The organism is Nostoc sp. (assembly GCF_036916655.1).
Classification (GTDB): Bacteria; Cyanobacteriota; Cyanobacteriia; order Cyanobacteriales; family Nostocaceae; genus Nostoc.
Window position 1 is genome coordinate 292,057 of sequence record NZ_JBALFY010000068.1, and the last position, 14,788, is coordinate 306,844.

Here is a 14,788-nt window from a genome sequence, read left to right on the forward strand (position 1 = left end):
ATCAGCGATCGCTAGTTTCGCTAGGCGCAATCAATATGTATCTAAAATTACTTAATTATTTTAGCAAAATTCAGTATTTCAATAACCTAATATTTTTCTGAATCATTCCTGAAAAACAAGATCCCCGACAACTTTTACGAAGTCGGGGATCTATGGGTTGCTGCTATATCTATTGTTTATTTACCAAAAGCATCTTTAATGTTTTCGACAGTGCGTTCAACAGCATTTTTTGTTTTATCTACTGCTTCTTTAGTCCGAGATGCATCTTCATTTGCTCTTCTTTGAATTGTAGCTGCATCTTTCTTGGCTTTGCGTTCAGCAAAACTACCACTATCTGTTGCTTGGTCAACTTTACTGGCATTGCTCCTGGCAGCTTCCTTAACTTTATCTGCCGCATCATCAATGAAATTTTTGGTTCGTCCAGCATCTCTATTGGCTTTTTCTTGAGCGCGATCGCCTGCGTCTGAGGATGCAATCAAGGTTGCAGCAGGATCAGCCATTGCTGAGGTGTTCGAGAAAAATGCACCTTGCCAAACAAAAGCGATCGCTAACATCCCAAGCAATGCTGTAGCCATCCAGCGTTTTACTGTGGAAAGCTGTTTTGTAACATAATTCTGTTTCATACAAGACAATCTCATGTGATTTAGTATACTAAATCTACTTTATTTAACTTATTAGCCATATCGATCCGTAGATAGAAATTCTAGCGTCAATAGTTATGAAATTAATTCACTATTTTGATAGATTGAATTTTGAGTAAAGATTATTTCTTGGAGTTCCCTTACATCTAAGAGGTTTGCAGTAAGTTTTGGTAATCATTAAAACAACGTGAGTTCGACTGGTTATATTATGTCCACCCAAAAGAACTCTCCCTGGTATTACTACGCAAAACCTGTCCCTCTCCGACTCGGAGAGGGACAGACTTGAACTTTAGTTCAAGGCAGGGAGAAATCTGTCGAACTCACGTTAAAACAATACAATGCCAATACTAGCGGTAGCATATCGATGTGTGGACTTCCTTTACAGACAACACTCAGAAAGCATCACGCTGACATCAATTGCTGGATGCGCTGTGGTTCCTCTCCCAGCCAATCTGGATTTTGGGCGGTGCTGTCAAAAATTGATGAGGTTTTGAATGGCTCAAACTCGCCGCGTGATGCCGCTTCTGCTGTTTTTGCTAAGAGCGATCGCACTTGCTCGTCATTCATTGGCTGGAACGTCCGCACTGCTTCAAAAGCTTGCTCTAGAATTTCCATACTGTCAATTCCGGTAATCACAACCGATGTCGGCAGATTCAAAGCATAGTGTAAACACTCAATTGGCGTTACTGTATTTGACCGTAAAAGAATACCGTTTGCCAAGCTTTTCATCCCCAAAACGCCGATATTTTGTTTCACAAGTTCTGGTACAACTAGTTTTGCAAAGCTGCGGTAGTGGGCATCCATCACATTTAGCGGCATCTGCACTGTATCAAATTTAAACCCGTGAGCAGCTGCAACTTCTAGCGTATGTAGATGAATATGGGGATCTTTGTGCCCAGTAAAGCCAATGTATCGGAGTTTTCCAGCTTCTCGCGCTTCAATGAAGGCAGCATTCGCCCCTTCTGGATCAAAAATTCGATGGGGATCTTCGTATCGAATCATTTCGTGATGCTGAACCAGATCGATGCAATCAACTTGCAAGCGTTTCAGTGATTCGTCTAGCTGTTTTGCAGCTTCTTTTTTAGAACGACCATCGATTTTCGTCATCAGAAACACTTTATCTCGGTAGCGATCGCGCAGTGCTTTTCCCATACGAATTTCGCTGACTCCACCGTTGTAATCCCAACTGTTATCCATAAAAGTGATGCCGCGATCGATGGCTGTTCTCACAATACGGATAGCCAATTGCTCATCAACGTGCTTCAAGGCAATGTGCCAACCGCCCAATCCGATCGCGGAAACTTTCTCTCCTGTGCTACCGAGTACTCGATATTGCATTTCTGAATTTGACGTAGTTTCTGACATGTGTTCTCCAAGGCTTCCAGCTATTACTCAAGTACATATAGCCACCTGCCAATTCAAACACAAGGCAAAGTTGACAATATCTTGCTGTAGATACACTTTTCAACGCGATCGAGAAAAGACTCAAGAAGCCAAAATATCGATGGCAATTTAGGATATGTGAGGTAAAGAATTGAGATTATTGTAGAGACGGCGATTCATCGCGTCTCTTGCCTTAACCGAACAGTATTAAGGACACAGCATTGCTCATACGTATCAACTTAACGCGAAACCGCTTGTCCGCCGGGAATTGAAATTCCCGTCTAATAGCTAAAGTCATCTGAAGATGACTAAATATTGCCATAAATCTCCAGTCTACTTCAGTAGACTTAAACTATTAGCCCGAAAATTTATTTCCGGGCGGGCATGTCAGCCAACAGATAAGCTATTTCCAGAATAATTATTTACCGCTATAGAAAAAGGCAATTTCTTTTTCTTTTAGGGGTGCGAAATCAGCATCTACAAGTAATTGGTCGAGTTCTGCTTGGGGAATGTGCTTTGCACCAATTCGCACAATGCGCGATCGCATCGTATTAGATACACCACTGCGCTGTCTATTGCCTTCTAGCGCCATAACTTTACCATAAAGTTCTAACTTGGCAGGCGGAATAGGAGAACCATCAAAATCAATTCCCTGTGCGATCGCTTCATCAATCGCATCAGCCCCAGTAGTAGTTTGATTCCCTGAGTTAGTTTCGGTAGGCATGGTGATTTTCTCTTCTTAGCTATGGGTAGATTTTACCAGCCTTGCTGACATCAAAGCCGCCAAAGGTTAACTAATCACGAGCTTGTCGCGTCACCACACCACCAACAAACGCCCCTAAGATAGTGCCTGTCCAAAGTCCTGTTGTGCTACCTTGCCACATTGCCCCTGGCGTCATCCAAGCATTGCACATCTCCTTTAAACCCCAAGGTTGGTTTTGGCACTTTTGGCTATGCAGCATTATAGTAATTTGCCCACTGGTGTAAGCGCCAAAAAAACCTGATGACAAAGCCAAAAAAGTGCAAATTAAAATTCTATTTTTAGCCATTAGTCATTTTTCATTGGGAATGGGAAAAGGACAACTTATATCTTGCACCAGACGACTAGAAGTCGCGGCTACACAGACAAAACCTGCCTCCGCAGGTTGAAAAGACTTGATTTTGCGTTAGTCCGCGTAGGCGGACTTCGTTTGTATAGCCGCGATTTCTAATCGCTAGGGCTAGGTGCTTCTTCCACATTCCCAATCAACCCGTATTTCTCATCCCAGCAGCAATGCCATTAATAGTTAACAATGCTCCTCGCAGTAACTCGCCTTTGCTGTAACGAGAATGAATTACTCCAGAAGTCGCAGTCGTATTTTGAGACTGCCGTAAGCGCTTGAGTAATGAAACTTGAATAAATCCCAAAGGTACAATTGTGCCATTGCGTAACTGTACAGATCGTTGCAGTACAGGATCGCCATCTAACAGTCGATTGTGGTCGGTGATTTTTAACACCAAATCCCTTGTCAGATAGAATTCGCTGGCAATTTGGTCAAAAACCTTGGCAAAACGAAGTTGATCTTCTGGCTTAGACAATTCCTGGACGTAGTGATGTGCCATTTGCATATCTACCTTTGCCAAAGTCATCTCAGCCTTAGAAATCACCATCTTGAAAAAGGGCCACTTAATGTAAAAGTAGCGGAGTAATTTCAAGTGTTCTTCTGGTTCTTCGTTCAAGAATTCTTGTAAAGCAGTGCCAACGCCATACCAAGAAGGAAGTAAAAAGCGGGTTTGTGTCCAGCTAAATACCCAAGGAATCGCTCGCAGACTGCTTAAATCTTTCTTACCAGATGGACGACGTGCGGGACGGGAACTAATTTGCAACTGGCTAATTTCTTCAATGGGGGTTACTTGGTGGAAGAAGTCAACAAAATCAGGTTGTTCGTAGATTAAAGCACGATAATGTTGACGCGATCGCGCTGCTAATTCTTCCATAATCTCATTCCAGGGTTCAATATCATCAAACCCTGTTCGCAGCAGGCTAGCTTGAATCACCGCAGTGGTGATGGTTTCCATGTGGTACAAAGCCAAGTCCACCAAGGAGTATTTAGAAGCCAAAACTTCTCCTTGTTCGGTAATCTTGATTCGCCCATTGATACTATGACCTGGTTGAGCCAAAATCGCTTCATAAGCGGGGCCGCCACCACGTCCCACAGAACCGCCGCGTCCGTGGAAAATCCGCAAATTTAGATCGTAGTTTTCTGCTATTTGTTGCAGTGATTTTTGAGCTTTATGAATTTCCCAGTTACTACTTAAAAAACCAGAGTCTTTGTTGCTGTCAGAATACCCCAGCATTACTTCTTGCAAGTTTGTGGGGAGGGGGGAGGAGGCAGGGGAGCAGGGGAGCAGGGGAGCAGGGGGGGATGTTTCATTCTCTGCTTTTATCTGTTCGTAGCCGCCGGCTAATAAAGCGCGATATAAGGGGAGTTCAAACAGTTTCCGCATGACGCTTCGGGAGCGTTGTAAGTCTTCTACTGTTTCAAAGAGGGGGACAACTTGAATGGTTCCCACAGCTATGGCGGGGTCAAAAAGTCTGGCTTCTTTGGCTAACAGCAATACTTCCAGCACGTCGCTTACGTCGCGGCACATACTGATAATGTAAGTTTGGCAGATATTTAGACCAAATTCTTGTTGGAGCGATCGCACGACGCGGAAGGTTTCAATGACATCATTAGTTTTCTCAGAAAATGGCAATTCGGCCGGAATTAATGGCCGGCGGGTTTGCAATTCTCCTGTCAGCCAAGCGACTCTTTGCTCCTCAGAGAGGTCGTTGTAAGCTTGGGGTAATATTTGTAGATATTCCAGTATCTCATTGAGTGCATCGGCGTGGCGGGATGATTCTTGACGGATATCTAGCTGTGTCAAGTTAAAGCCAAAAATTTCTACCTGACAGATGAGATTTTCTAATTCTCGACAACTTAAACCTGTTTCTGTTAAGTTGCGCTGAATCATCCGCAGTTCTGCTAAAAAATCGTTTCCCGAACGATACAGGGGACTATCTTGATTTGTTGGCGTTTCCCGATTGTACAAAGCTAGATTGCGATCGCGAGTATTTTCCAGTCGCTTCAGTACATAAGCTAGTTTCAGCCGATAAGGTTCTTGTCGATAACGTAGCGCCAGTGCGTCGTAGACTTCACTCAACTGGGACTGATCCGCTTCTAAAGATTCCAGCAAGTCTGGTAAGACATCACTCCAGTGCATCGACACACTCAACAACTCAATCAGATTTTTTACTGACTGAATATATCTTCCCAGCACCATTTTGCGCTGATAGCAAGCTGTCTGCCAGGTAATTTCGGGTGTAACTGATGGGTTCCCATCTCTATCTGAGCCTACCCAGGAGCCGAAAGAGCAAAAGTTTTTACTCGGTGGTTCTAGCCAAGGAAAGGTATTGGATAGCGTATGTTTGAAACGTTTATAAAGTTGGGGAATGCCATCAAATAAAACTTCTTGGAAGTAGTGTAGGGCATAATCTACTTCATCTAGCACCGTGGGTTTAAACTGATGAAGTTCGTCTGTGCGCCACCAGAGGCGAATTTCTTCGAGCAATTGTTCGCGGACATCTGCTGCTTCCCAAGGGTATGCTCCTGGTGTAGTCCCAGAATGGTTTTCTAAGGCATCCAACTTTTGCAAAAGTTGTACAACTTGTCGCTGCTTATCCCGGATGGTATGACGAACAATTTCCGTCGGGTGCGCGGTGAAAACTAAGCGGACATCCAGATGTGCAATTAGACGCTGAATTTGCTGGGGTGGTACATTCAGTTTGAATAAATAGGGAAATAAGGCAGCAAAAGTACCTTTGGGTTTGACTTGCGCCTTTTCGAGATAATTCTTTTTGAGGAAGGCTGCTGCTATTCCCTTGGTAACAGGCGCATCATCTTCTCCTTGATTAGACGAATAGTTAACATTAGACGCTGTTTCCGGCTCGATTTCCTCGCTTTCGGCCTCATAGCGACTCAATTGCTGCCGTTGTTCGTATTCCTGCTCTATGATGTTAATCAACTGAAAATATAGAGCGAAAGCACGAGCCGCGCGAATTGCTTCGTTGATATTTAGTTGTTCAATTAATTTGACGGCTGAAGATGCTTGGTCATTTGTTGCTTGTCCTTCTGGCGAACATAAATCGCGCAACTGCCGCAACAAATCTACCATATTTTGACCACATTCTTGCCGGAGAACTGACTCCCACAATTCTTCCACTACCTGGAGACGATGGCGCAAAAATAATTCCGACACCGGGTATATATCCGCAGTTTGAGACGAAGAGTATAAAAGGGAACCCATATTCTCTATTCTTGTAAAGCTAATTAGTGTTTACGGTTCTAGGTTTTGCACTTAATGCTCACTGGGTTGTTCCTGAGCAAATAATTATTTGGTGTATATCTTCTCATCTTGATTGATTTCGTGTTCATCTGGGAAATCTAGGTTGGGTAGGCGATCGCCTCGAAATAATTCTTCACTGGCTTCCCCTAAGGCTTCTAGTGCTTTTACTGTAGTTTTTCCGGTAATCAGCAGCAGTAATATAGACGCTGTACCAACTTGTAAAAGGAACGACGGGGGAATGGCAAATAAATCCAGATTGGATGCGGGTTTAGGTGAAGATTGTTGGTTGGCAGGAGGCATTGCTAATTCTGGGTTATGGGAATTATTGTAGAGACGCGATTAATCGCGTCTGTCATGATTCAGGAAAGACACGATTAATCGCGTCTGTACAAGGAGTTAAGGTAATTCCAACGATAAAGCGATGGAGTTGAAATGGGATAAGCTTGTTGTCTGTTTCGCCCATCAAGGGTTTACACAAATCCGGCTTTAAAGGACAAGTCATCAGCCAGTCATATAAAATTATTCTGACTTCTAACTGCTAACTTCTGAGTTTTGACTCCCTATTAGTAAAATAAACGCAAAACTCAACATTAGTCAGACTTGCGACCCGTACAAGACTATCTTGGCCGATTTTATGAGCTACGAAGGTAACAAAATTGTTAAAAAAAAACGTCAGAGTGTGATAAACCTATGGTTCTAGTTTACAAGTGCAGGCACTATCCCCCAACAATCGCTGACTGTAAAGTTAACTGAGCATGAAAACAGTATTACCAGATCGCCAGCAGTCCTTAGCGCAATGGGTAAGCCAGGCAACAGGAATCAACACTTTCGGAGTGAAAGTCCGGTTGCGGGGAAATGACCTTCATATTCTTTGTGAAGGTACGGAATGTCCTCAGCGTTGGCGTACTTTGTCTGACTTGCTGCAAGCACTACAGCAAACAAATTTAGATATCCTCACAAGCAGCGAACAAACCTCAATATATCAAGTATTTGTCTATGGCCGCAGAAAAGGGGAACAGCGCCCCTCATGGTGCCATCGAGTTCACTTGAATCAAATAGATAAGCATTTGGATGAGGTGCAGCAAGCGCTACTAGCAGACTCGGAAAAATCCAAACAATCGGGTGGGGCGCTAATTGTCTCTAACGAAAGTTTGGCACGCCAAGGCAACCCAGAGGCGATCGCTCGATATCTTAGTGAAACCCTGAGTACGTTAGGTGTATCAGTACAGGCAAAGATTAAGCCATATCAGCCCAAGAATTCTCAGCCTGAAGAAAATCGCCTGTGGATCTTTTGCCAGTCGAGCTATAGCCCTGATGCGTCGTTGCTTGCTGAACCAATAGCACAAAAGCTGCGTTATCTCAAGCTTTCCGGCTACCAAGATGCCGTAATTGTTTCTCAAGTTAGCGGCGAAACTGCCCCTGATTGGCTGCTGCGGATAGACTTGACGCCACCAGAGGTAATGCTGAAAGAGTGGGCGCGTTGGGGAGATGTCCAAGCGATCGCTCGATTATTAACTGATGTACTATCAGGGTTAAAAGTTGGTGTCCAAGTTTCTTTAAAAGAATCAACGCTACATATCTTTTGTATCCCAGCTTTTGATCTCTTAGGAACTGCCCCCATCCCAGATAAGGCAGTGTGCTTAGAAGCAATTTTACCGCAACTAGAAGCGATCGCACCTCAAGGCATTCTCGCCGCCACCGTCTACGGACAAAAAGCAGGCGATATGCAGCCGACTTGGATTGATTGGCTGAGTTTACCCGCAGCAAATAATCCCATCTTTGCCACATCACCGCTAGATTTAGCCAATACTGGCGATGAACCTGCGATCGTATTTTTACTAGAGCGTTTACTTAATCCTGATTTGGATTGGCGGCTATTAACAGGTGGCATTCGCGTACTTCTACTGAACAAAAATGATTTATTACACATCATGTGTGATGCACCTGTTTGTCCAGTGCGGCAACAAGTAGCAAGTAAAATTACGCAGTTTATCCGCCAGTTAAAAATTCCCGGTATCATGGGAGTACGTGTCTACGGTCGCCGGGCTGGGAATAAAGAACCTTTTTGGCATTATGGCGTCGATCTTGAACATCGCCAACGTTTAGTACCAGAGGCAACCCCAGAATTTGCTGCTACTTCTAAATACGTTGACGATTTAGTAACCTCTGAGACTAGTGAGCCAATTTTGCGCCCCGACTTAACCACAGAAGAAGTTCAAAGTTTTGTAACCGAAGTAGCGCGAGATTGGCTGACAACGGCGAGTGCAACAGCGAAAAAATTCCTGTTGAATAGCCAGCTATTTACCGAAAGTAACCAATCAGCAGAACAGAACAATGATGTTCAAGGAATTAAGATCGCTCTAGTTTGGGGAACACTGGGATTATTGCTCACCCTCCAAACTGATTGGGTACTAGGTCAAATTATTGCACGTACTATACCAAGTTCGTCAAAAGTCGCTAGCGTCTCCCTCCCATCATCTTCTGAACGCCAGGCATCTTTGACATCTGGGAAAAATCAGAGTGAGAAAACAACATTTTTTACCAGCACTTCCAAAACGAAATCTCCTCCAAATCAGAGTTCTGTATTTAACGCTTCGGAATTTACCCAAAGCGATGATACTCCGAAAAATAATTTGGCAGCCGCACCACTGAAGGAAAAAGCTACCGCAACAGCTATTCTTTTAGCAGCGCGATCGCAACTGCCAAGTTTCAACGTCAGACAATTAGATGAGCAACTAGCACTGTATAAACAGCGTTTAGCTAGAACTGGTACTCCGCCAGACGTGTTGATTATTGGCTCCTCCCGCGCCCTCAGAGGAGTAGATCCCGCAGCACTTTCTAAAGCTTTAGCGACTCAGGGCTATCCAAATCTTGATGTATTTAACTTTGGAATCAACGGTGCTACTGCACAAGTTGTAGACTTTGTAATTCGCCATGTACTGGAACCATCAGAACTACCCAAAATAATTATCTGGGCAGATGGCGCTCGTGCTTTCAACGGCGGACGCGAGGATATTACCTTTAAATCGCTTGCTGCATCAGCTGGTTATAAACAAGCATTCCAAAAAACCGCAAACCCTACAAATAGCAATGATTTGCCAGAAAAGATAGTAAATTCAGGAGAAAAAAAGACAACCGAAGAAAAACCGGAGATCAGTACTTATGAAGCTGTCAATCAGTCATTAAATCAGGCTTTAGCATCTGTCTCTGCTAGTTATAAAAACCGTGACCAAATAAAAGGTTTACTGCAAAAACAATTCCTCGCAGTTGGTCATAATCAGACAGTTACATCAGAAAAACAGCTAACAGACGGTACTTCAGATGAGAGTATTTCTCAGCAAGCAGTTGACTTTGATGGCTTTCTACCCTTGTCTATTCGCTTTAATCCCGCGAGATACTATCAAAAACATTCTAGAGTTCCGGGAAATTATGACAACGACTATAAATCTTTCCAGGTAGAAGGACAGCAAGATACTGCTTTCCAAGAAGTGCTTCAGTTTACCCAGGCTCAGAAAATTTCCTTAGTGTTTGTCAATATGCCTCTGACGGCAGATTATTTAGATCCAGCGCGTAGACAATATGAGCAACAATTTCAACAATATATGTTGCGTTTAGCCACTAATCCCAACTTTATTTATCGTGATTTGAGCCAACAGTGGCCAAAAGCAAATGACTACTTTTCTGATCCTAGTCACCTCAACCGCTTTGGCGCATACGAAGTCTCGAAAAAGTTAGCTAACGATCCGATGATTCCTTGGCCAGTGAAGTAGGGGAATGGGGAATGGGGACTGGGGACTGGGGATTGGGGAGAATAATCTACAATACCCAATGAGTAATGAGTAATGAGTAATGAGTAATGAGTAATGACCAATGACCAATGACTAATGACTAAAAAATGAACTTTATATCAATTTTCTATGGGCTATTCTTGTTGAGTGTATTAGGAATTTACTGGTCTTTAGCACAACACAAATTTCGATTATGGACGTTGCTAATTGCCAGTCTGGTTTTCTATGCATCTTTGCACATCCAATACATACCATTACTTTTAGCTTTGACATTTATTAATTTCCGTGTGGGACTGGAAATTGGTAAAAATACATCACCAGGAAAACATTCTCTTGACTGGCAAATCTCTAACGAAGAGTGGCAATTTGCTCAAGTTGATTGGAATCGTCGCCGTCTCAAAGTTTTGTGGGTGGGTATAACTCTAAATGTTTTACTGTTGTTAGCTTTTAAGTATTTAACCCCCTTATTCAAGTTTGTTTTTAATATACAAACCAACTCACCAGATAACTCTTTTAAATTGATTGCACCCTTGGGAATTTCATTTTTCACCTTTGAATGCATTGCCTATTTAATAGATGTCTATCGCGGTGCCCCTGCTACTGATAATTTTCTCAAATTTGCTACATACAAATTATTCTTCGCCAAACTGATTTCAGGCCCAATTACGCGCTACCACAACTTAGCAAATCAATTCAATACACTAGATTTACCCAGTGCTGATAGAGTAGCTGAGGCGTTATGGTTGATTGCTAGGGGCGCAGTCAAAAAGGGAATTTTTGCAGACCACTTGGGAATTTTCGTCGATTTATGTTTTGGTAATCTGCAACGAGCGGGTAGTACCGATCTTTGGTTAGCGACGTTTGCCTATGGTTTACAGTTATATCTAGATTTCAATGGTTACGTAGATATCGCCCGTGGAAGTGCTTTGCTTTTCGGTTTGGTTCTACCTGAGAATTTCGACTTTCCCTATTTCAGCACCAATATCTCAGAATTTTGGCGGCGCTGGCATATCACTCTAGGAGATTGGCTGCGTAACTATGTCTACTTTCCTTTGGGTGGTTCCCGTAAAGGTTTAGTCCGTACCTGCTGGAATTTATTTCTTGTGATGCTAATTGCTGGTATCTGGCACGGTGCTGCTTTGGGTTATGTCGTTTGGGGCGTATTCCACGGATTAGCCTTGGTGGTTCATCGACTTACAGATTCTATAAGCGATCGCGTTGAAAATCTAGAACAATTCTGGCAAAATCCTCTGGGTATCTTTGTCGCTTGGTTATTAACCCAACTGATGGTTTTTACCTCTTGGATTTGGTTCCGCCTACCTAATCTCCAAGACTCTTCTTTGGTAATTCGGCATCTTTGGGGTTATCCGGCTGACGCGCAGTTTGCCGAAAAGGTCTATGTGGAAGCCCTAAATATGAGCCAATCCCAACTCACTTGGGTACTTCTAGCTTTAGCTGCCCTGATGGCTGTAGTCTATACCTTCAACCGAATGCTGAAGTTAGAGTTTAACTGGCCAATTAAACTTGTCTTCGTTCCCATCTGTTTCTACGCTGTTTGGTTATTAGCCCCTGAAGGCAGTTTGCCCTACATCTACTTTGATTTTTAACTGAAACATCAGAGAATATAGAGCTTATTATTTCGTTACAAATCCACAAGACTTAAAATGTTTCTCATCAGCTAATTGTAAAGAAGTGTAAAGGTAGATAAATAGGCGATCGCATCCTCGAAAGTAATAGCAAGCTAGGTGTTGAAATGCCTTCTAAAGCGTCAATCCATGACTTATTTAATAGTAGAAAAACTTTACAGTTCGACTAGCTTGTTAAAGAATTTTGTTAAAGAATATTAAGTCACAGATTGCGTCCAAGTAAATTCATGTAGACTATATTTCAGCAGGCGAAATTTATTTCGTTTGTTCCATATTTAACAACCCATAGCACTTATAAAACCATGACCACAACCTTACAACGGCGCTCTGGCGCTAGCGTATGGGATCGCTTCTGCGAGTGGATCACCAGCACCGAAAACCGTATATACATCGGTTGGTTTGGCGTTTTGATGATTCCTACCCTGCTAGCTGCAACCACCTGCTTCGTAATTGCCTTCATCGCTGCTCCTCCTGTGGACATCGATGGTATTCGCGAACCAGTTGCAGGTTCTTTGATCTACGGAAACAACATCATTTCTGGTGCAGTTGTTCCTTCTTCAAACGCGATCGGCTTGCACTTCTACCCAATCTGGGAAGCTGCTTCTCTTGATGAGTGGTTGTACAACGGCGGCCCTTACCAATTGGTAATTTTCCACTTCTTGATTGGTTGCGCTACTTACCTTGGTCGTCAGTGGGAACTTTCTTACCGCTTAGGTATGCGTCCTTGGATTTGCGTAGCTTACAGCGCACCTTTGGCTTCCGCTACCGCAGTATTCTTGATCTACCCAATTGGTCAAGGTTCTTTCTCTGATGGTATGCCTTTAGGTATCTCTGGAACCTTCAATTTCATGATTGTGTTCCAAGCAGAACATAACATCTTAATGCATCCCTTCCACATGTTAGGTGTGGCTGGTGTATTCGGCGGTTCATTGTTCTCTGCAATGCACGGTTCTCTAGTAACTTCTTCCTTGGTGCGTGAAACCACCGAAACTGAATCACTAAACTACGGTTACAAGTTCGGTCAAGAAGAAGAAACCTACAACATCGTTGCGGCACACGGCTACTTCGGTCGTTTGATCTTCCAATACGCATCATTTCAAAACAGCCGTCAATTGCACTTCTTGCTCGCAGCTTGGCCTGTCGTCGGTATCTGGTTCACCGCTTTGGGTATCAGCACGATGGCATTCAACCTGAACGGTTTCAACTTCAACCAATCAATCATTGACTCCCAAGGTCGCGTCATCAGCACTTGGGCAGACGTAATCAACCGCGCTAACTTGGGTATGGAAGTAATGCACGAGCGTAACGCTCACAACTTCCCTCTAGACTTAGCTGCTGGTGAAGTTACTCCTGTAGCAATGACTGCTCCTGCTATCAACGGTTAATACTCCAGTATTAGCTAAATAAAAAGCGCCCTCCAGAAATGGGGGCGCTTTTTATTTTAAGAAGAATTCAGCATCAAAACAGATTAGTTTCCCTATGCAATACTGTTCGGTTAAGGCAAGAGACGCGATGAATCGCCATCAAAACAGATTAGTTTCCCTATGCAATACTGTTCGGTTAAGGCAAGAGACGCGATGAATCGCCGTCTCTACAATAATCAGTCTTTCATTTTGATTGCGATTTATCGCGTCTTTGCAATCTCGAATTTCCATCAAAAAACCTTAACCGAACCGTATTGTTAAAATAAAATATCCAGACAATATCAAAACAAGTTATAACTATAAAAAACGAGATAATTTTATTCCTCTTGCAAGAAGAACCAAAAGAAATAATTTTTAATCCCTTTTATACCCAGCAGAATGGAGCCGCATATTTAGGTGATAGCCTTAAACTTATTAAATTCATTGACGATAATAGTATCAATTTAATTATTACATCACCGCCATTTGCTCTCACACGAAAAAAAGAATACGGTAACGAAAGTGCGGAAAAATATATTGAGTGGTTCTTACCTTTTGCATCCGAATTTAAAAGAGTGCTGGCAGATAATGGCTCATTCGTACTAGATTTAGGTGGCGCTTACTTACCTGGTAATCCCGTTCGGAGTATTTACCAATACGAACTTTTAGTTAGATTATGCAAGGAAGTAGGTTTCTTTCTTGCTCAAGAATTTTACCACTATAATCCGTCGCGACTGCCAACCCCTGCTGAGTGGGTGACAATCAGGCGGATTCGTGTGAAAGATTCTGTAAATACAGTTTGGTGGTTGTCTAAAACACCAAATCCTAAAGCAGATAATAGAAAAGTTTTAAAGCCTTATAGCCAAAGTATGAAACAGTTACTCAAAAATGGCTATAAAGCAAAAATACGTCCTAGTGGACATGATATTTCTGATAAATTTCAAAAGGATAACCAGGGTGCAATTCCACCAAATTTACTAGAAATTGCTAATACCGAATCTAATAGTGCCTATTTACGACGCTGCAAAACAGCAGAAATTAGACCCCATCCAGCACGTTTTCCTCAAGGGTTCGCCGAGTTTTTCATCAAATTCTTAACTGATGAAGGTGATATAGTATTAGATCCATTTGCAGGTTCTAATACAACTGGCTTTGTTTCTGAGACTCTACAACGCCGCTGGATATCTTTTGAAATTAATGAAAATTACGTAATGGGAAGTCGTTATCGATTTGACCAATGACTAAATTAAGTGAAGAGTCAAGAGTCAGAAGTTAAAATTTATAATTCATAATTCATAACTCGTAACTCATAACTACTTACTTAAATTTCTCCATTTACCTGCATTTGATGAACTTCATCTGCTAACTCTTGACGACCTCGGTCATCTAGTTTGTCAATAGCTAACATCCCCATAAGAATAACTTCTTTCAGGGTCAAACGTGTAGAATGTGCCTGTTTTTGCACAATCTCTTTAATAATGGGACTAACACCAATCGCTGTACTAGCTCTAGCCACGTAAAAAAAGGGAAACACTAATGATTCAGCCTAAATCTTAGCACTT

At 42.6% G+C, this 14,788-nt stretch carries 11 protein-coding genes; 4 read left to right on the forward strand and 7 right to left on the reverse strand.

Going from position 1 to position 14,788, the window contains the following annotated elements; genetic code table 11:
- Nucleotides 1–176 precede the first annotated feature (176 nt).
- From V7L31_RS19465 to V7L31_RS19490, 6 genes are all read right to left on the reverse strand, one after another.
- Entirely contained in the window at nt 177–623 is a 447-nt protein-coding gene (locus V7L31_RS19465) for a hypothetical protein (RefSeq protein ID WP_334697755.1), read from the reverse strand.
- Nucleotides 624–1,043: 420 nt separating this feature from the next.
- A complete protein-coding gene (locus tag V7L31_RS19470; RefSeq protein WP_334697756.1) occupies nt 1,044–2,006 on the reverse strand; it encodes an aldo/keto reductase in 963 nt (320 codons plus the stop codon).
- A 436-nt stretch (nt 2,007–2,442) separates the two neighbouring features.
- The gene (locus V7L31_RS19475) at nt 2,443–2,748 is read right to left on the reverse strand and encodes a small RNA NsiR4-regulated ssr1528 family protein (RefSeq protein ID WP_179065827.1); all 306 of its coding nucleotides are present in this window, start codon (nt 2,746–2,748) and stop codon (nt 2,443–2,445) included.
- A 70-nt stretch (nt 2,749–2,818) separates the two neighbouring features.
- Nucleotides 2,819–3,073: a hypothetical protein gene (locus tag V7L31_RS19480; RefSeq protein WP_334697757.1), complete on the reverse strand. Its 255-nt coding sequence runs from the start codon at nt 3,071–3,073 to the stop codon at nt 2,819–2,821.
- Nucleotides 3,074–3,269: 196 nt separating this feature from the next.
- Complete coding sequence (gene ppc, locus V7L31_RS19485) at nt 3,270–6,350, reverse strand: phosphoenolpyruvate carboxylase (RefSeq protein ID WP_334697758.1); 3,081 nt, start codon at nt 6,348–6,350, stop codon at nt 3,270–3,272.
- A gap of 84 nt (nt 6,351–6,434) precedes the next feature.
- Nucleotides 6,435–6,689 carry a hypothetical protein gene (locus V7L31_RS19490; RefSeq protein WP_334697759.1) on the reverse strand — a complete coding sequence of 85 codons (255 nt, stop codon included), beginning with the start codon at nt 6,687–6,689 and terminating at the stop codon, nt 6,435–6,437.
- A 455-nt stretch (nt 6,690–7,144) separates the two neighbouring features.
- Between V7L31_RS19490 and V7L31_RS19495 the strand changes: the two genes are divergently transcribed.
- The 4 genes from V7L31_RS19495 (at nt 7,145) to V7L31_RS19510 (ending at nt 14,467) form a co-directional block, all read left to right on the forward strand.
- A complete protein-coding gene (locus tag V7L31_RS19495; protein ID WP_334697760.1) occupies nt 7,145–10,159 on the forward strand; it encodes a DUF1574 family protein in 3,015 nt (1,004 codons plus the stop codon).
- A 125-nt stretch (nt 10,160–10,284) separates the two neighbouring features.
- Entirely contained in the window at nt 10,285–11,784 is a 1,500-nt protein-coding gene (locus V7L31_RS19500) for an MBOAT family O-acyltransferase (protein WP_334697761.1), read from the forward strand.
- Nucleotides 11,785–12,125: 341 nt separating this feature from the next.
- On the forward strand, nt 12,126–13,208 hold the full coding sequence (psbA, locus tag V7L31_RS19505; protein WP_334697762.1) for a photosystem II q(b) protein: 1,083 nt from the start codon (nt 12,126–12,128) through the stop codon (nt 13,206–13,208).
- A 365-nt stretch (nt 13,209–13,573) separates the two neighbouring features.
- Nucleotides 13,574–14,467, forward strand: coding sequence for a DNA-methyltransferase (locus tag V7L31_RS19510; RefSeq protein ID WP_334697763.1), 894 nt, complete (start codon nt 13,574–13,576; stop codon nt 14,465–14,467).
- An 80-nt stretch (nt 14,468–14,547) separates the two neighbouring features.
- Here the strand turns inward: V7L31_RS19510 and V7L31_RS19515 are convergent, their stop codons facing one another.
- A complete protein-coding gene (locus V7L31_RS19515) occupies nt 14,548–14,760 on the reverse strand; it encodes a hypothetical protein (protein WP_334697764.1) in 213 nt (70 codons plus the stop codon).
- Nucleotides 14,761–14,788 lie beyond the last annotated feature (28 nt).